Source organism: Clostridium sp. MCC328 (genome assembly GCF_018785465.1).
GTDB lineage: Bacteria > Bacillota > Clostridia > Lachnospirales > Lachnospiraceae > Pilosibacter > Pilosibacter fragilis.
The window spans coordinates 95,461-114,161 of the sequence record NZ_WQPW01000096.1; the positions used below are offsets into that span (position 1 = coordinate 95,461).

The 18,701-nt window shown below is 50.6% G+C and carries 15 protein-coding genes; 14 read left to right on the forward strand and 1 reads right to left on the reverse strand.

Annotated elements, in window-relative coordinates:
• Positions 1-21: 21 nt before the first annotated feature.
• The 8 genes from GPK83_RS13290 to GPK83_RS13325 all read left to right on the forward strand — a co-directional run bounded on the left by GPK83_RS13290 (position 22) and on the right by GPK83_RS13325 (position 9,804).
• On the forward strand, positions 22-1,446 hold the full coding sequence (locus GPK83_RS13290) for a hypothetical protein (protein ID WP_215704981.1): 1,425 nt from the start codon (positions 22-24) through the stop codon (positions 1,444-1,446).
• A gap of 238 nt (positions 1,447-1,684) precedes the next feature.
• Positions 1,685-3,502, forward strand: a complete 1,818-nt coding sequence (locus GPK83_RS13295) for an iron ABC transporter permease (RefSeq protein ID WP_117469425.1) — start codon at positions 1,685-1,687, stop codon at positions 3,500-3,502.
• 1 nt (position 3,503) lies between these two features.
• Entirely contained in the window at positions 3,504-5,156 is a 1,653-nt protein-coding gene (locus GPK83_RS13300; RefSeq protein WP_215704982.1) for an ABC transporter ATP-binding protein, read from the forward strand.
• A gap of 328 nt (positions 5,157-5,484) precedes the next feature.
• Positions 5,485-6,786, forward strand: a complete 1,302-nt coding sequence (locus GPK83_RS13305) for a CapA family protein (RefSeq protein ID WP_252196358.1) — start codon at positions 5,485-5,487, stop codon at positions 6,784-6,786.
• Positions 6,787-6,971: 185 nt separating this feature from the next.
• The gene (locus GPK83_RS13310) at positions 6,972-7,487 is read left to right on the forward strand and encodes an SEC-C metal-binding domain-containing protein (RefSeq protein WP_117483233.1); all 516 of its coding nucleotides are present in this window, start codon (positions 6,972-6,974) and stop codon (positions 7,485-7,487) included.
• An 81-nt stretch (positions 7,488-7,568) separates the two neighbouring features.
• The gene (locus tag GPK83_RS13315; RefSeq protein ID WP_215704983.1) at positions 7,569-8,330 is read left to right on the forward strand and encodes a class I SAM-dependent methyltransferase; all 762 of its coding nucleotides are present in this window, start codon (positions 7,569-7,571) and stop codon (positions 8,328-8,330) included.
• Between the two features lie 3 nt (positions 8,331-8,333).
• On the forward strand, positions 8,334-9,218 hold the full coding sequence (gene hslO, locus GPK83_RS13320; protein ID WP_117504024.1) for an Hsp33 family molecular chaperone HslO: 885 nt from the start codon (positions 8,334-8,336) through the stop codon (positions 9,216-9,218).
• 4 nt (positions 9,219-9,222) lie between these two features.
• Positions 9,223-9,804 (forward strand): DUF5662 family protein, encoded by a 582-nt coding sequence (locus GPK83_RS13325; RefSeq protein ID WP_215704984.1) that lies wholly within the window; start codon positions 9,223-9,225, stop codon positions 9,802-9,804.
• A 137-nt stretch (positions 9,805-9,941) separates the two neighbouring features.
• Here the strand turns inward: GPK83_RS13325 and GPK83_RS13330 are convergent, their stop codons facing one another.
• Positions 9,942-11,021, reverse strand: a complete 1,080-nt coding sequence (locus GPK83_RS13330; RefSeq protein WP_215704985.1) for a ribonuclease H-like domain-containing protein — start codon at positions 11,019-11,021, stop codon at positions 9,942-9,944.
• Positions 11,022-11,341: 320 nt separating this feature from the next.
• Here GPK83_RS13330 and ruvA point away from each other — a divergent pair, with 320 nt between their 5' ends.
• The 6 genes from ruvA to GPK83_RS13360 all read left to right on the forward strand — a co-directional run bounded on the left by ruvA (position 11,342) and on the right by GPK83_RS13360 (position 18,541).
• Complete coding sequence (ruvA, locus tag GPK83_RS13335) at positions 11,342-11,959, forward strand: Holliday junction branch migration protein RuvA (RefSeq protein ID WP_215704986.1); 618 nt, start codon at positions 11,342-11,344, stop codon at positions 11,957-11,959.
• A 67-nt stretch (positions 11,960-12,026) separates the two neighbouring features.
• Positions 12,027-13,025 (forward strand): Holliday junction branch migration DNA helicase RuvB, encoded by a 999-nt coding sequence (gene ruvB / locus GPK83_RS13340; RefSeq protein WP_117469434.1) that lies wholly within the window; start codon positions 12,027-12,029, stop codon positions 13,023-13,025.
• A gap of 191 nt (positions 13,026-13,216) precedes the next feature.
• Positions 13,217-13,549, forward strand: coding sequence for a cell division protein ZapA (locus tag GPK83_RS13345; RefSeq protein ID WP_015554226.1), 333 nt, complete (start codon positions 13,217-13,219; stop codon positions 13,547-13,549).
• A 10-nt stretch (positions 13,550-13,559) separates the two neighbouring features.
• Positions 13,560-15,779, forward strand: coding sequence for a U32 family peptidase (locus tag GPK83_RS13350; protein WP_215704987.1), 2,220 nt, complete (start codon positions 13,560-13,562; stop codon positions 15,777-15,779).
• A 46-nt stretch (positions 15,780-15,825) separates the two neighbouring features.
• The gene (locus tag GPK83_RS13355; RefSeq protein ID WP_015554228.1) at positions 15,826-17,124 is read left to right on the forward strand and encodes an FtsW/RodA/SpoVE family cell cycle protein; all 1,299 of its coding nucleotides are present in this window, start codon (positions 15,826-15,828) and stop codon (positions 17,122-17,124) included.
• Entirely contained in the window at positions 17,111-18,541 is a 1,431-nt protein-coding gene (locus tag GPK83_RS13360; RefSeq protein WP_345941819.1) for a penicillin-binding transpeptidase domain-containing protein, read from the forward strand. Before GPK83_RS13355 ends, GPK83_RS13360 begins: the two co-directional genes overlap by 14 nt.
• Positions 18,542-18,701 lie beyond the last annotated feature (160 nt).

Genomic DNA, 18,701 nt, shown 5'->3' on the forward strand with positions numbered 1-18,701 from the left:
AAATGAAGGAGGAAAAGTTTTATGAGAAAACGTACTTTGTCATTGGCACTTGCAGTTTCCATGGCAGCGATGTCCCTCGCGGGATGCGGCGGCGGTGGCGGAACGACAGCTACGACAGCAGCAGCCGGCGGTGAGACCACAGCGGCAGCAAGCGAGGCGGCAACAGAAGCTGCGTCCACAGACGATTCCAATCTTTCTGATGTAGAAAAGATCATCAAGGAAGCAGAAGGAATGTCCATGGAAGAATTAGCGAAGAAAGCCATCGAAGAGTCCAACGGGAAGACCTTCTATGGTGTTGGTAACTCCAGCCGCGGAAAGAGCGCGCTGCCGTTATTCATCGAATACCTGCAGTCCATCGATCCGTCCTACAAAATGGAATATGAGTGGCAGCAGCCGAAGAACAACAAGATCTTTGAGCAGCTGACCGCAGACTCCTTAAAGACAGAAGGAACCTTCGCGATGACCTTGATCCAGGATGGCAACCAGATCGAGTCAAAGATGGTTCAGCCGGGAATCTTAAAGACCTACATCCCGAAAGAGTGGGCAGAGGCAAACGGAACAACACCGGACGCATATAAAGGATTCCTTCCATTACAGACATTAAACAAAGTATTTATGTATAACAGCACAGGAAGCACTGAATATAATAACTGCTGGGATTTCGTGGCAGAGGGCGTTCACCCGTTATATATGGATATCGATTCCGAGATCGTCGGCAAAAACTTCTTATATATGCTGACAGAAGATAAGTATGCCGGATGGTTAAAAGATGCTTACGATGCTCTCGATGATACAAAGAAGGCATACTTCAAGCCGGTTATCGATGAGATGGCAACAGAAGCAGAGGACCTTGGACTTGGCGAGAACGGCGCATACGCTCTTGCATGGATCAAGCTCTGGGTTGAGAACTACAATGAGCAGACAGACGATGGCCCGATCTGCAACACACTTGTAACGGATTCCGCAACAGACCAGGCCGGATTATTAGTTTATTCCAAACTTCGTTCCGTAGAAGAGTCCGCAGGCGTTTCCTTAAATAACATTAAGGTTGCCGCTTATCAGGATGGCTACAAAGGCATCGGTGGTTACGGTTACTGCCATTATCTCTTCGTTACAAACAACAGCCCGCTTCCGTGGACCGCATGCGCATTCATCCAGTACATGACATGTACAGAGGACGGCTTCTCCGCATGGGGCAAAGATATGGGCGGCTACTCCGCTAACCCGGAAGTTGCAGCAGCGATCGAGGAAACTTACCAGCACAGCAAGGGCGGCTACAACGAGGCCGGCGAAGACCAGTTCCCGTGCAAGGACGACCGTGGATATGACTGGTGGACAACAGACGGCGAATTAGTTCTGGAAGATCCGGACTACTGTGCATCCGTTTCCTTTACAGTCGGCAGCTGGATCGAGCTTCTCACGAAGTACAGCGACTCTGCAAAGTAAATGAACCTGTAACTGCTCAGTGCCTTCACAGTTACATGCAAAAATCCATTCCAAATTGACTTCGTCAATGGGATTTTTGCCTACTGCGCGACGCGTTCTTACGGTCCGCGCAGTGAATGCGCAGACCTATTGAACAGTTGCATGAAACAAGATAGTTCGAGGGTGCCGTACATGTGTGCGGCGCCCTCATGTTACATATGGCATCTGCCGTGAGAGAAAAACGGCATCCATGTTTTAAATGAAAGGAGCGGACAATTCTGTGAACAGATACAATCGTGTAAAAACATATTTTTCAAAACCGCAGAACATCATCCTTCTCCTGTTCGGCATCGTACTGACGTTCTCCACTGTTGCGCCGATCATCGCCATCGTAAAAGATACGATCACGATCCATCCGGGAACCATTGACGCCCATCTCGCCGGAAAGGCGTCCGGTTACACGCTGATTAACTATGTGGACCTCTTTACAAGCCGTCTGGCGAAGACAAACCTCTGGAAGCCGTTGTGGAATACGATCCTCTTAGCAGTCTTTACCTGTACGATCTCTATCCTCTACGGCGGAACCTTCGCATTTCTGGTAACAAGAACGAACCTGAAATTCAAAAAGTATTTAAGCTCCATCTTTATTTTCCCGTACATCATGCCGCAGTGGACGTTAGCGGTTGTATGGCAGAACGTATTTAACAGCAACGCAGTCGTTGGTACATCCAACGGACTCCTTGCATCCCTTACCGGCATCTGCATGCCGAAATGGTGGTGTCTGGGATTATTTCCGAGCTCTGTGGTTCTGGGACTTCACTACGCGCCATTCGCTTACATCCTGATCGGCGGAATTTTCCGGAATATGGACGCAAATCTGGAAGAAGCGGCGACGATCCTCGATACACCGAAATGGAAGACGATGTTTCGCATTACGCTTCCGATGGTAAAACCGGCGATCCTCTCGACGATCCTTCTCGTATTCGGAAGCGCCATGGGAAGCTACCCGGTACCGCATTACCTTGGACTTACCACACTTTCCACGAAGTACATTTCCTTAAACTCCAAGTACACCGGTGAAGCGAGTATTTTAGCCATCATCATGATGATCTTCGGTGTGGCGATCCTCACGATGAATCAGGTGAGCTTAAAGAGCCGGAAGAACTATACGACCGTCACCGGCAAATCCGGTCAGTTATCGAAGATGAACCTTGGAAAAGTCGGAAAATACGCGATTGCAGTTGTGATGATCATTCTGACCTTCTTCACAAGTATCTTCCCGATCTTTTCCTTCGCCCTTGAGACGTTCCTCCCGAACCCGGGCGACTATAGCTTCCTCTACACGAAAGACTTAAGCAACCTGACCACGAAATGGTGGATCACGAAAGAGAATATCACCGAGAACGGTATGTACGGACAGCACGGTATCCTCTATAACAGTACGATCTGGCACGCGTTTGCCGGTACACTTTTAGTTGCTGTCTGCTGTGCGCTGATCGCAGGTACCATCGGTACCCTGATCGGATACGCGGTTGCGAAGAACCGCAGAAGCCGCTGGGCAAGCTATGTAAACGGCGTGGCCTTCCTTCCGTATCTGATGCCCTCCATCGCTGTCGGTGCTGCATTCTTCATCCTGTTCTCCAACGAGAAGATCAACCTCTTCAATACATATACGCTGCTGATCATCGCAGGTACGATCAAGTACATTCCGTTTGCGAGCCGGAGTGCGTTAAACTCCATGCTGCAGATCAGCAATGAGATCGAGGAAGCGGCGATCATACAGGACATTCCATGGACGAAGAGAATGTTCCGGATCATTATCCCGATCCAGAAATCCGCGATCATCAGTGGATACATGCTTCCGTTTATGACATGTCTCCGTGAACTGTCACTGTTCCTGCTCTTATGTACGCAGGGCTTCATCCTCTCGACGACGCTGGACTATTTCGATGAAATGGGTCTGTACGCGTTCTCGAGCGCGATCAACCTGATCCTGATCGTTACCATCCTGATCTTCAATACGTTAGTCAATAAGCTGACAGGTGCAAGCCTTGACGATGGAATAGGAGGAAATTAATATGCCGGAAATCACATTGAGAAATATAACAAAACGCTGGGGAAAATTCTTCGGAGTCGATCATCTGGACCTCGACATCGCGGATAACTCCTTCATCACACTGCTCGGACCGTCCGGATGCGGAAAAACAACGATCCTCCGCATGATCGCGGGGCTCGAGACACCGACGACTGGTCAGATCAAGATCGGAGATAAGGTTGTGTTTGACAGTGAGGCGGGAATCAACATTCCGGCCAATAAGCGTAAGGTCGGATTCCTGTTCCAGAACTACGCGCTGTGGCCGAACATGACCGTTTACCAGAATATTTCTTTTGGTTTAAGCAATATCAAGGAAGAACTTCCGAAATACGATTTTGATGCCATGACGACGGGGGAGCTGATCCGGGCGCTGAAGAGCGGAAAGAAGATCAAAGAGTTAGTGGAAGAGTGCCGCGATAAGAGAGGTAAGCTCGACACGGATAAAGTCTATCTGAAATTTATCGACGCATTCATCCTCTCTATTTATACCGCGAAGATCCTCTACGGATACGGGATTCAGGACGCGGCAGATCCGGACACAGCCGCAAAGGCGAAGGCGGAGGAGCTGATAAAGAAGCTTGACGGAATCAAGAAGTCCTATGAGTCAAAGGGGCAGTCCTTAAATGAGGAATGTGCCATCGTATCCGGAGGAAAAGTTCTGACAGAAGACAGAAAACTCACGAAGGAAGAGATCGATAAATCCGTCCGCAGAGTTTCCAGGATCGTCAAGATCGGCATGTTCATGAACCGTTACCCGGCAGAGCTCTCCGGCGGTCAGCAGCAGCGTGTTGCCATCGCGAGAACCTTGGCACCGGAACCGGCAGTTCTCTTCATGGATGAGCCGCTGTCAAACCTTGACGCGAAGCTCCGTCTCGAGATGAGATATGAGCTGCAGAGACTTCATGTTGAGACGGGAAGTACCTTTGTGTATGTCACCCATGACCAGATGGAGGCCATGACACTGGCGACAAAGATCTGTCTGATCAACAATGGTGTGCTTCAGCAGTATGATGCCCCGCTTGATGTATACAACAGACCGGCAAACCTCTTTGTTGCGGATTTCGTCGGAAATCCGTCCATCAACTTTGTGGAGGCGAAGGGAAAAGAACAGGCTGATGGAAGTTTCAGCTTTAGGATTCTGGATGATCTCGAAGCGACATTCCGACCGAACGAGCCTATCGATATGGCGGCATGGTTCGCAAAGAGAGATAAAGACGCGGCTGATCTGGAAGCTCAGAGGATTGAGATGCTAAAGGATAAGAAAGCCGTTGAGAAGAGCAACAAGGACGAGGTATTTAAGTACCATATCGCGAAGGTCGACGAGTCTGACTATGCGGTGGAGGAAGAGCCGGAGATCACCAACGAAGACTTCGTCCTGGCGATCCGTCCGGAGGCGCTGAAACTCTCAAAGGACGGATCCATCGCATCCACGATCTACGGTGCGATGCCGACCGGCATGGAATCAACCGTGAAGCTCAGGATCGGAAAGTACCTGCTGACAGGCGTTATCTTCGGCGGTGTTACCTTTAAACTTGGCGAAGAGACAGGTGTTGATATCGCGGGAACGGACATTCTTCTGTTTGACAGAAAGTCTGGAAAGGCGATCACGGCTGGTAGTCTTGCGGTGAAAGGCTGAGAAGCAGTAAAGGATAAAAGTTAGGATAAAAGGTAACTGTTCAGTAGGTCTGCGCACTTGCTGCGCTGACCGTAAGAAAACATAGGCTGGAGGGCAAAAATCCCATCAGCGAAGCTGATCTGGAATGGATTTTTGCGTGTAACTATGAAGGTACTGAATAGTTACGATAAAAGGATGGATAAAGGCGGTGGAGCTGCGAATGGGCGGCTTTGCCGCCTTTTTCTCTATATAGTAATGTTGCGGAACAGGAAAAAATCTGGTAAGCTTTAGGGAGGAAAAACAAAAGGGAAAATGGTGGAATTTGAAGGAATTCTGCTTATGGGAGTGTATGATGAGAAGAAAAATAGCGGTAATTTGCGGAGCGGTCCTGTTGGCGGGCGTTCTGCTTGGCGGATGCAGCAGTGTGGCATCGGGGACCGTGCGGACGACGGCTGCGGTTGAGGTAAGTCAGGAGACGAAAACGGCTGAGCCTGCGGAGAATAGTGATACTACACAGGAGAGCGTGGACAGCAAAACAGGCGGTGAAAAACCTCATGTTGTCCTGCAGCAGAATGAGACGGAATCTTCCGAGGCGGAGACAGGATCCGCGGATCCTTACGCGGACCTCTTAAAGGACCCGGAAGTCATGGCGGCGAACAAGATCTACGTGAAAGAGACAGCGGAGACGGGAAAGACGCGGATCGTCTTTGCGGGAGATATCCTGTTCGACTCCCATTACGCGATCATGGCATCCCTCTTAAAGAGGGGGCAGGGGATCGAGGGTGGAATTTCCGCGGATCTCTTATCCATCATGCGGAGCGCCGATATCTTTATGGTAAACAACGAATTTCCGTATACGACGGGCGGAGCGCCCACGGCGGGAAAGAAATTTACGTTCCGTGCGGATCCGAAGTACGCGTCCTGGCTCTTTGACATGGGAGCGGATCTCGTGTCCCTGGCGAACAACCACGCCTATGATTACGGCGAAGTGTCCCTGACAGACACCCTGGACACCCTGGAAGCCATCGGAATGCCCTATGTGGGAGCGGGACGAAACCTGGATGAAGCGGTGAAACCGGTATCCTTTATCGCAAACGGAAGGAAGATCACCTTCGTCTCCGCAACCCAGATCGAGCGGACACTTCCGCCGGACACCAAAGGGGCAACGGAGACAACTCCGGGGGTATTCCGGTGTCTGGAGATCAATAAACTTCTGGAGGTGATCTCCGCGGCGAAGGCGGACAGCGATTTTGTCATTGTATACATCCACTGGGGGACGGAAGGAACTGATAAGCTGGATCACTGGCAGCAGGAGCAGGCGCCCCAGATCGCGGCGGCAGGAGCGGACCTGATCATCGGGAACCATCCCCATGTGCTGCAGCCCATTGGCTACCAGGGAGATGTCCCTGTAGTGTACAGTCTCGGGAACTATCTCTTCAACTCAAAGACGCTCGATTCCTGTCTCGTGGAGGCGGTGATCGGAGATGAGGGGTTGGAATCCCTGCGGTTTATTCCGGCGAAGCAGTCGAATTGCCGCGTGGCGAAGGCGGAAGGAGCGGAGAAGGAGCGGATCATCAATTACATGAGAAGCATCTCTCCGGAGGCGGTGATCGATGATGAGGGGTATATTACGAAGCAGAATGCCCAGTAATGGTACAGAATACGTACCGGACCTGTCACATTTAATATTTCCAATGCACAAAAAATTTTCCTGTTTACAGAAAAAATATCCTATGTTATAATGTGCATTAGACGTTTTCTGTACCAGTCTGCCCTTTTGAAAATGGATGGTGCGGAAAAGAAATAGAAACAGTATACGAAAAGGATGGAACTGATATGGCAACATTACTTGAAACATGGAGAAGCCTCGCTTATGGCGATGGTCTCGATGATAAAAAGAAAGAAGAACTCTGGACAAACTATTTTACGATCGAAAAAGGCATCTACGAGAAGATCCTTTCCAACCCGACAGAAGTTGTTGAGGGAACTGTAAAAGAACTTGCTGAGAAGTATGGCACAGAAGTTCTCATTATGACTGGTTTCCTTGATGGAATCAATGAGAGCTTAAAGGGATATGAGAACCCGATCGACACAATGGCAGAGGATACCGTTGTTAAGATTGAGATCGATCCGGAAAAGCTTTACTACAATATGGTAGAAGCTAAGGCTTCCTGGCTCTATGAGCTTCCGCAGTGGTCTGAGATCCTTTCCGCTGAGACAAGAACAGAGCTTTACAAGAAGCAGAAAGCTTCCGGAACCGTACGCCGCGAAGGCCACAAGATCTACCCGAACGATCCGTGTCCGTGCGGAAGCGGAAAGAAGTACAAAAAGTGCTGCGGCCGCAACGCATAAGATGAAACGTAAGCCATTACCTATTGCGGGTAGTGGCTTTTTCATTATTGTACGCGGACTGAGGCTGATCAAGGAGATAAAATGCAGGCATATACAGGTTTTGCAGCTGTCTATGACACTTTCATGGATAATATTCCATATGAAGAATGGTGTGAATATCTGACAGGGCTTTTAAAGGAACAGGGGGTTACGGAGGGACTTCTTCTCGATCTCGGATGTGGAACAGGAAGTCTCACGGAGATTCTCGCGGACGCTGGTTATGATATGATCGGCGTGGACAACTCCGAGGAGATGCTGGAGCTTGCCCTGGAAAAGAAGGAACAGTCCGGAAAAGATATTTTGTATCTCTGTCAGGATATGCGGGAATTTGAACTTTACGGCACGGTGGCGGCGGTGGTCTCCATCTGTGACTGTATGAACTATATTTTAGAGCCGGAGGATCTGACGGAAGTATTCCGCCTGGTTAACAATTACCTGGATCCGGGCGGAGTGTTTATCTTCGACATGAATACGGAGTACAAATACCGGGAGATCATGGGAGACAACACGATCGCGGAAGACCGGGATGACTCCAGTTTTATCTGGGACAACCAGTACGATGAGGAGGAGCGGATCAATATCTATGATCTGTCGATCTTTGTCCGTGAGGACGGGGATCTCTTCCGGAAGTACCATGAGACACATTATCAGCGGGCTTATTCCCTGGAAGAGGTGAAGAGTGCCATCCACGAAGCGGGAATGGAATTTGTTGCCGCCTACGATGCATTTACGAAGAATCCGCCGCGGGAGGACAGCGAACGTATTTATGTGATCGCGAGAGAATATGGAAAAGAAAGGAAATAGAGCATGAACGATTATATGATCCGTGCGACGGCTGCGGAAGGACAGATCCGCGCCTTTGCTGCAACGACAAGAGATATGGTGGAGAACGCAAAGAATGCCCACAACACAAGCCCGGTGGCTACGGCTGCCTTAGGACGTCTCATGACAGCAGCTGCCATGATGGGCGCTGACTTAAAAGGGGAGAAGGACCTTTTAACACTTAGAATTGAGGGAAGCGGTCCGCTGGGAGGACTTCTTGTCACAGCCAACGGCCATGGAGATGTGAAAGGATATGCGTTCAATCCGGATGTAATGCTTCCGCCGAATGCACAGGGAAAACTCGATGTCGGCGGTTCCCTGGACCTTGGCGTTTTGAGCGTTATCAAGGATATTGGCTTAAAAGAGCCGTATGTGGGACAGACACAGCTTGTCACAGGTGAGATCGCGGAAGATCTGACCTACTATTTTGCCACATCTGAGCAGGTTCCGTCCTCCGTTGCCCTAGGTGTTCTAATGAATAAGGACAACACGGTCCGTCAGGCAGGCGGCTTTATCATCCAGCTTCTTCCGGGTGCTTCCGATGAGATCATCGACAAGCTCGAGGCGAAGCTTTCCGGAATTTCTTCCATCACAGCACTGCTGAATGCGGGAAAGACTCCGGAGGAGATCCTGACAGACATCCTCGGCGAGTTCGGACTTGAGATCTTATCAAAGATGCCGGTACAGTTCCACTGTGACTGTGACCGCTCCAGAGTGGAGAAGGCGATCATCAGCATCGGAAAAAAAGAGATCCAGGACATGATCAACGAGGGCAGAGAGATCGAGGTCAACTGCCAGTTCTGCAACAAGCATTATAAGTTCTCTGTGGATGAGCTGGAAGATATGCTTAAGAGGGCAACGAGAGAGTAAAAATATGAGTTCTGTTAAATTGAATGAGGAAGAAAAACGACTGCTCCACAACGCCTGGCATCACTTTCTGACCATCACCCATCACAAGCTGGTGGTCATGGAAGGCTGCTTTAAGGTTGGACTTTTTAAACAGGGGCTGCTCCACGATCTGTCGAAGTATTCCTGGGAGGAATTTAAGACCGGCGTGAAGTATTATCAGGGAACGCGGAGTCCAAACGCGGCGGAGAAGGAAGAAAAGGGATATTCCTCCGCATGGCTCCATCACAAGGGGAGAAATAAGCATCACTTCGAGTACTGGACCGATGTGTCCACAGCGGAGGACCACTGGAAGATCGTCGGCGTGAAGATGCCAGTGAATTACCTGGCGGAGATGGTCATGGACCGGATCGCGGCCTCGAAGATCTACCAGGGAAGGAACTACACGGATGCGGCACCCTACACATATTTTTCCAGAAATAAGGAATATATCGTCATGCATCCGGAGACGAAGGCATGTCTGGATAAGATCCTGCTGATGTTGAAGGAGAAGGGCGAGAGAAGGACTTTTGCGTATATCAGGAAGCTTCTTAAGGACGGGGATTACTAGAAATAAGCACTCGCGTCCGGTGCAGGAATGTGTCTAAGCATGTTTTCGCATTGAATGAGATTTGCAGCATAACCGCTGCCGTCTGCAGCTGACGCAGGCGGCAGGGCTGATGTGTGAAGATACTGGATTAGCGGGTTTTATTTGAGAAATGAGAAGATCTCTTTTATATACCGGTTCAGCTTTTCCACATCGGAGAAGCAGTCTTTCCGGACTTCGAAGAATCCTGTTTTATCCTTGCAGGAGGTCTTGAATTCCGGCACCCAGATATCTGCGGGCTGGGGGAGAAAGGTGCCGTCCTTCTTTGTGTAGCAGGTCTCCTTTGTCGCCTTGATCCGGGCGTCCTTGTCGACAAATTCGCCGACACTCTTGTGGATCGCGGTATCCTCGTAGATCAGATAGTAGTAATCCTTATAGTTCGGATAATAATATTTTAATGTACCTTTGTAGACCCGGATGGAAAGCTCCATCCGGTCTTTGTCTGCCCGGAAAGCGTAGGCGGGGACGGAGGCAGCCACCGGGGACGGAAGGATCGTCACCGGGTCCCCTGAGAGGGAGAGGATCAGCCGGTCTGTCTCGCCGGGAGCTTCCCGCACCGCGTCCAGGGTGAAATCCTGGGCGAAAAAGTCAGGATAGAAGAGTACGGGAAGGAGAGAAGGCATTCCCTTTAAGTCGTCCTCATTGTGGAGGAGAAGAAGATGTTTTTCTTCCTGATCGTGAGTCCTCAGATAGTCCAGGTAGACTTCGATGAGCTCGCCGCCGTTATAGAGGTCCTTGCGTCCGATCTTAAGAAAGCGCTCGATGGTCTTCTGCTTCATGTCCGGCAGACCAAGGAGCTTCTTAAAGGGCTTGATCCGGCGGAAGATATCGACGCTTTCCACGCTGCCAAAGGCGGGGGTGAGCTTTAAGGCCTTGGCGCGCTTCGTGACAAAAGGAATATCGAACATGTCCCCGTTAAAGTGGACGAGAGTGCGAAAATCCTTTATAAAGTAAAAAAATGCGGTCAGGACATCGGCCTCCGCGGCTTTCGTGTCTGCAAACCACTGGATGAAGCGGAGATGGTCTCCCTCCGGCCAGATACAGCCGATGAGATATACGGTGTTGTAGTCGGCGGAGAAGCCGGTGGTCTCGATATCAAAAAAGACAAGCTTTTCCGGATCGCCAAGGCGCTCCAACGGATAGGCGATGGTGCCAGGGAATGTTTTTTCTATAGTGATCATGTGATAGTCCTTATACTTATATTGCTGATCCGCCTGGGGTTCATAAAAATGCTGGTGACTGCTCGGAAAACTGCATATGGCAAATCATGAATGGAACAGGCGGAAGAATTTTTGCTTCCGTGTTTTCTGATTATACCCGCGAAAACATGGAAAGTCAACGAAGGAGAAGCCTGGCGGCGTTTTCCGGGAAGACATTTCAAAAAACAGCTAAATCGAAAATATGTTCGATTCTCGCGGCGGTTCCACTTGCACTTAAATGGCGGCTATGGTATGATTACGACATGCATCATGACATGATGAGGAAAAGGGAGGTTCATTCAGTGATTTCATATATACGCGGTCCCTTGGAAGAAAAGAGGGAAGATTCCGTCGTTGTTGAGGCGGGAAATATTGGCTACCGGATCTTTATTCCGTCATCGGTCCTCGGGGAGCTTCCGGGTCTTGGGGAGGAAGTGAAGATCTACACGTATTTTTCCGTGCGTGAGGATGGAATGAGTCTTTTCGGATTCCTCTCAAGGCAGGATCTTGAGATGTTCCGCCAGCTGATCGGGGTGAACGGGGTCGGTCCGAAGAGTGCCCTGGGAATCCTCTCCGCGCTGAAACCGGATGTGCTGCGTCTGGCTGTAATCTCCAGTGACGCGAAGGCAATCTCGAAGGCGCCCGGCGTCGGGGCAAAGACAGCCCAGAGGATCATCCTGGATCTCAAAGATAAAATAAAAGCAGAAGACGTATTATTTGCAGGTGCAGATCTGGAGGAGAGCCCGAAAACGGATCTCTCTGGAATGGCGGAAGCTGGAAAAGAGGCTGTGGAAGCGCTTACGGCCCTCGGTTATTCCGCGTCCGAGGCGCAGACCGCAGTAAAGAAGGTTGCGATCACAGAAGGTATGACTTCCGAGGACGTGCTGAAGGGCGCGTTAAAGCATCTGGCATTCTTATAGGATGAAACCTTGAAAAATGGCAGCAGGAGATCTGGCTGTCTGATAGAAGATATAGATAGGAAATGTTATGAGCCGAAAAATCATTACGACCGAAGAAACTGAGGAAGACAAAAAAATAGAGGGGACCCTGCGCCCGCAGTATTTAAAGGATTATATCGGTCAGGAGAAGATAAAGTCCACGCTGAAGGTCTTTATCGATGCGGCAAAGAGCCGCGGGGAGGCGTTGGATCATGTGCTTTTTTACGGCCCGCCGGGCCTTGGAAAGACAACGCTCTGCGGAATCATCGCGAACGAGATGGGGGTGAACTTAAAGGTGACCTCCGGGCCGGCGATCGAGAAGCCGGGAGAGATGGCTGCGATCTTAAACAATCTCCAGGAGGGAGATGTCCTGTTTGTGGATGAGATCCACAGGTTGAACCGCCAGGTGGAGGAAGTCCTGTATCCGGCGATGGAAGATTTTGCCATCGATATCATGCTTGGAAAGGATTCATCCGCCCGCTCGATCCGACTGGATCTTCCGAAATTTACACTTGTGGGAGCAACAACGAGAGTGGGACTTTTAACAGCTCCGCTCCGGGACCGTTTTGGTGTGATCCAGAGGCTGGAATTTTATACACCGGAGGAACTCTGCGTGATCGTAAAACGCTCCGCAAAGGTCCTGGGCGTTGAGATCGACGAGGAAGGAGCTTTTGAGATCGCAAGAAGGTCCAGGGGAACGCCGAGACTGGCAAACCGCCTCTTAAAGAGAGTGAGGGACTTTGCACAGGTAAAATACGACGGTGTGATCACGAGACATGTGGCGGATTTTGCCCTGGATATCCTGGATGTGGACAAGCTTGGTCTCGACAATAATGACCGGACCCTGCTTCTCACCCTGATCCAGAAATTTTCCGGTGGTCCGGTGGGACTTGAGACGCTGGCGGCGTCTATCGGAGAGGATTCCGGGACACTGGAAGACGTTTATGAGCCGTATTTATTGATGAACGGACTTATTATGCGCACGCCGAGAGGAAGAATGGCGACGGATCTGGCCTACAAGCACCTTGGGCTGGATGCGGCGAAATAGAAAAAAACATTTGCTGCAGTATACAGGCAGGAATTTTCTGAATTGAAAAATCTGTACGATAGAGAAAAAATGACAATTTTTATATAGATGATAACTGTCCGGCGGATCTGTGGATCGATCGTGTGGAGCCGTGAGGGAGTACAGGCTGGAAAACAGGCGGACGGTTATGCAAAAGAAGTGAGGAATTAGAAATGGATGAGAAGAACTATACGGAAGTGCTGATCAATGGAAATGTCTACACGCTGGGAGGAGCGGAGGATCCGGAGTACCTGCAGAAGGTGGCTGCCTATATTAATGAGAAGATCGCCGTTTTAAAGGCACAGCCGGGATTTACGAGACAGAATAAGGATTACCAGGAAGTCATGATCTATTTGAACCTGGCGGACGATTATTTTAAGACACTTCAGGAGGCGATGATGCTGCGCAGCCAGAAGGATGAGATGGAGAAGGAGATCTACAGCTTAAAGCATGAGCTGATCGGTCTTCAGATGAAGCAGGAATCCGCGGAGAAGAAGGCGGAATAAAGGAGAGAATATGAAAAACAGAACGGTTGAGATACTCGCACCGGCCGGTTCCTACGAGAGTATGGTGGCGGCGGTGAACGCGGGAGCGGACGCGGTCTATATCGGCGGAAGCCGGTTCGGTGCCCGTGCCTACGCGAACAACCTGGATGAGGAGACGATGGTGAAAGCCATCAACTTCATGCATCTTCACGGATGCAGGATTTATATGACGGTCAACACGCTCGTGAAGGAAAAAGAAATGTCAGATCTGTATTCCTATCTGAAACCGTACTATGAGGCGGGACTGGATGCCGTTTTAGTTCAGGACATGGGAGTGCTCACCTACATCCGGAAACATTTCCCGGATCTTCCGGTCCACATCAGCACCCAGATGACGGTGACAGGGAAATACAGCGCGAGAGACCTGAAAGCCCTTGGCGCTGTCCGTGTGGTTCCGGCGAGAGAACTTTCCTTAAAGGAGATCCGTGAGATCTACGATGATACGGGTCTGGAGGTGGAGACCTTCGTTCACGGTGCCCTCTGTTACTGCTATTCCGGTCAGTGCCTGTTTTCCAGCCTGATCGGCGGACGGAGCGGAAACCGGGGCCGGTGCGCACAGACCTGCCGTCTGCCTTTTGACGCAGAGCAGAACGGAAAATATGTCAATAAAAAGAATGAAAAATATATCTTAAGCTTAAAGGATCTCTGTACCCTGGATCTGATCCCGGATATCCTGGAAGCGGGTGTCTGTTCCTTAAAGATCGAGGGACGCATGAAGAGTCCGCGCTACACGGCAGGAGTTGTAAGTATCTACCGGAAATACGTGGACCTCTACTTGAAGGAGGGGCGTGCCGGATACCATGTGGAGAAGGCAGACAGGGATGCCCTGCTGGCTCTTTTCGACCGGGGCGGACAGTCCCAGGGCTATTACCACACCCACAACGGACGGGACATGGTGGTCTTAAAGGAAAAGCCGGAGTACCGCGACGTGGACCAGGAACTTTTCGACTATCTGGACCGCACGTATGTGAATGTGGAAAAGAAGATCCCTGTGACGGGAAGCGCGTACATCGCGGTCGGAAAACCGGGATATTGCTCCGTGTCGGATACGGCGGGAAATACAGCCTGGGAGGAATCCCAGCCCGCCGAGGAGGCAAAGAATGCCCCGATGGACGCGGAGCGCATCAGAAAACAGCTCTCAAAGACCGGTGATTCCATGTTTACGTTCACAGACCTTACCGTGGAGTGTGAGGGAAATGTGTTTATGCCGGTGCAGGCATTAAATAAGATGCGCCGCGAGGTCCTGGAGAAGCTTCAGGACGAGATCCTTTCCGGATACCGGAGAAACAGTTCTGTTCCACCGACAAAGGAAGAAGAGAGAGCGCCTGAAAAGGCTGATTTGGAAGAAAGACCGGAATTTACTGTCTTTGTCCAGACGAAACAGCAGTTTGAGATGGTTCTCGGGAAATTTAAGATGTACCGGAAGCTGTCCGAAAGATCATACGGAATCTATCTTGCGGCGGAGAGCTTTGACGCCCAGGAGTGGAAGAAGCTTGCGGACCGCTGTCATGAGGTGGGAGTCCGGTGTTATCTTATGATGCCGAGGATCTTCCGGAAAGAGGCGGAACAGTACTTCAGAAAGCAGATGGAGCTTTTAACGAGTGCCGGTTTTGACGCGCTTGGTATCGGTTCCATGGAAGAACCGGGATTCCTCCGGGAAGCCGGAATTGAACTTCCTATGTACTTCGACCAGGGAATGTATTCCTGGAACCACCTTGCGGGAGCGGCGATGGAGCGGTATGGGGCAGACCGATTGACGATCCCTGTGGAGTTAAACGAGAGAGAGATCCGGGATTCTGGTGTTCAGGGAGAGATGATCGTATACGGGTATCTTCCGATGATGATCTCCGCCCAGTGTATCAGAAAAACAACGCTTGGATGTTCCGGAAAGCCGGAAATCATGTGGTTAAAGGACCGCAAGGACATGCGGTTCCCGGTGGTAAACCAGTGTCGTTTCTGTTACAATACGATCTACAATTCTGCGCCGCTTTCCCTTTTAGGACTCTCCGAACAGGTCACAGGGCTTAAGCCGAATGCGGTCCGCCTGAACTTCACGGTGGAGGAACCAGCTGCGGCGGGCGAGATCCTGGACGCGTTCTTTGAGGAATACGGAATGAGTGAAAAAGCGGCGGAGCCGCCAGTTTTAAGGAATCAGTTTACGCGCGGACACTTTAAGCGCGGAGTGGAGTAGGTGATAATTATTGACTAATCTGATCATACAGATATCCAGATACTTGATGATCCTTCTGATCGCCATGGATACCTATTACAATTTCCGCTTCTTTTCCATGCGGGATGAGGAGGGAAAAAACCGCGTCTGCGGACGCCAGCTTGTGTGCATGTTTATGCTGCACTTTCTGGCGAATATCCTGATCTGGCTGAACACGGAATCTGTGACGATGTTAGCCTTTTACGGTGCGCAGGTGGTATTTTTCCTGCTGTACATTTATCTTACGAGACTGTTTTACAGGAACAGTTCCAGACTGCTCGTCAACAATATGTGTACGCTTTTGGCGACGGGATTTATTATCCTCACAAGGCTGAACCCTGACCGGGCTATGAGACAGTTCGTGATCGTGGCGGCGGCAGCGGTGATCACCTGGATCATCCCGTTTATCATCGACCGGGTATGGCAGCTTGTGACGTTCCCATGGGTCTATGGAATACTCGGGCTGGTACTTTTGGGAGTGGTCTGCGTCATCGGAAATACTTCCTACGGCGCACAGCTTTCCCTCTCCTTCGGTGGATTTACAGTACAGCCGTCTGAGTTTGTGAAGATCAGTTTTGTGTTCTTCGTGGCAGCCATGTTCTACCAGTCCACGGACAGGGAGACGATCATAAAGACCACCGTCGTGGCGGCACTTCATGTGTTGGTGCTTGTGCTTTCAAAGGACCTTGGAAGTGCATTGATCTTTTTCGTCGCCTACATGACGATGCTTTTTGTTGCAACATCCAGCTATCTCTGGTTCGGTGCGGGCATTGCGGGCGGATCCCTGGCGGCGGTTGCGGCTTACTATCTGTTCCCACATGTGAGACGGCGTGTGGAGGCCTGGGCGGATCCCTGGTCTGATATCGCAAACAAGGGCTACCAGGTGGCACAGGCGCTGTTTGCCATCGGAACAGGCGGATGGTTCGGAATGGGTCTTTACCGGGGCATGCCGGAGAAGATCCCGGTTGTGGACAAGGATTTCGTTTTCGCGGCGATCTCCGAGGAGATGGGGGCACTCTATGCGCTCTGCGTCCTGTTTTTATGCCTTGGCTGTTATATGCAGTTTATGCTGATCGCGATGAAGATGCAGGCGATGTTCTATAAACTGATCGCGTTTGGGCTTGGAAGTGTTTATATTACCCAGGTATTTCTGACCATCGGCGGGGTGACGAAGTTTATCCCGTCCACCGGTGTGACGCTGCCTCTTGTGAGCTATGGCGGCAGCTCCATCGTCTCGACCTTTATCATATTCCAGGTCATCCAGGGACTTTATGTCTTAAAACGCGGGGAAGAAGAGGAGGAGGAGAATTCCAGTGAAGAAGAGTAAACCGAATCCGAAGGCAAACCGGAATATCCTCTGGTTTGTGTATGCAGCAGTATTTTTATTTCTCGCAATGGGAATCTATGTGGGATATTTTCTCGTGGTAAAGAGCGATACGGTGATCGATAATCCGTATAACGCCAGAGCCACTATTTTCGAGGACCGGGTCACCCGCGGCAAGATCCTGGCGGATGACGGGACTGTGCTTGCAAAGACCGTTACGGCGACGGATTCCAACGGTACCGAGGTGCGGGAATACCCATACGGCAGCCTGTTTGCCCATGCGGTAGGATATTCGACGGTGGGAAAGACAGGAATCGAATCCCTGGCAAACTTTGACCTTTTGAGATCTCACACGAACCTCATCGAGCAGACCGCCGATGAGATCATGGGAAGAAAGAGCATTGGGGACAACGTGGTGACGACCCTGAATGTAAATCTGCAGCAGATCGCATCGGATGCTCTCGGAAAGAACCGGGGTGCAGTCATCGCCATCGAGCCGGATACCGGAAAGATCCTCTGCATGGTTTCAAAGCCGTCCTTCGACCCGAATAAGGTGGCGGCAAACTGGAATGATCTCGTAAACGGAGACAGTACGGAGGCGAGACTGTTAAACCGCGCGACTCAGGGACTCTACCCGCCGGGATCCACCTTTAAGATCGTCACAGCCCTGGAGTATATGAGAGAACATCCGGGCGCGTACAATGACTATCACTATGACTGCAGCGGAATTTTTTCATTCGAGAACAACAAGATCCAGTGCTATCACAAGAAAGCACACGGATCCCAGGATTTCACCCAGGCATTTGCAAATTCCTGCAACGGAGCGTTCGCGAACCTCGGCACAGAGCTTGAGCTGACGAGCTACCGGAACCTTGCAGAGCAGCTTTTATTCAACAGAAGCCTGCCTCTCGATATTCCGTACAATAAGAGTACCTTCTCCATGCAGCCGGATGCGGAGACATGGGAAGTGCTTCAGACAGGTATCGGACAGGGACAGACATTGATGTCCCCGATGCACAATCTTCTGATCACCGCGGCGGTCGCAAACGGCGGAATTTTAATGAAACCGTATCTGATGGATCATGTGGAAAATTCCGGCGGTGATGTGATCCGGAAGTTTTCCCCGTCTGTGGCAGGAGAGCTGATGGTTCCGAACGAGGCAGATGCCTTAAAGAACCTGATGGTACAGGTGGTCAATGTGGGAACGGGATCCGCCCTGAAACGGGATTCCTACCAGGTGGCAGGGAAGACAGGATCCGCAGAATTCGACAAGGGAAAAGAGACTCACGCATGGTTTGTCGGTTTCGCACCGGCGGATGATCCGAAGATCGCGGTATGCGTTATCGTGGAGGAAGGCGGCTCCGGCGGGCATACGGCAGCACCGATCGCGGCGAAATTGTTTGATGCATGGCTTCAGTAGAGTGCTTTTTGGAAATGTGCCTGTAAGATACGGGACGTGGTCTGTAGAACAGAAAAAGTGCTGTATGTGGAGAAAATTACGTTACAGTTCAGCCATGCGCTGGTTTGAATGAGAAAGTGTGTTGCAAGCTTGCTTGCATAAGCACTTTTTCATCCAAATC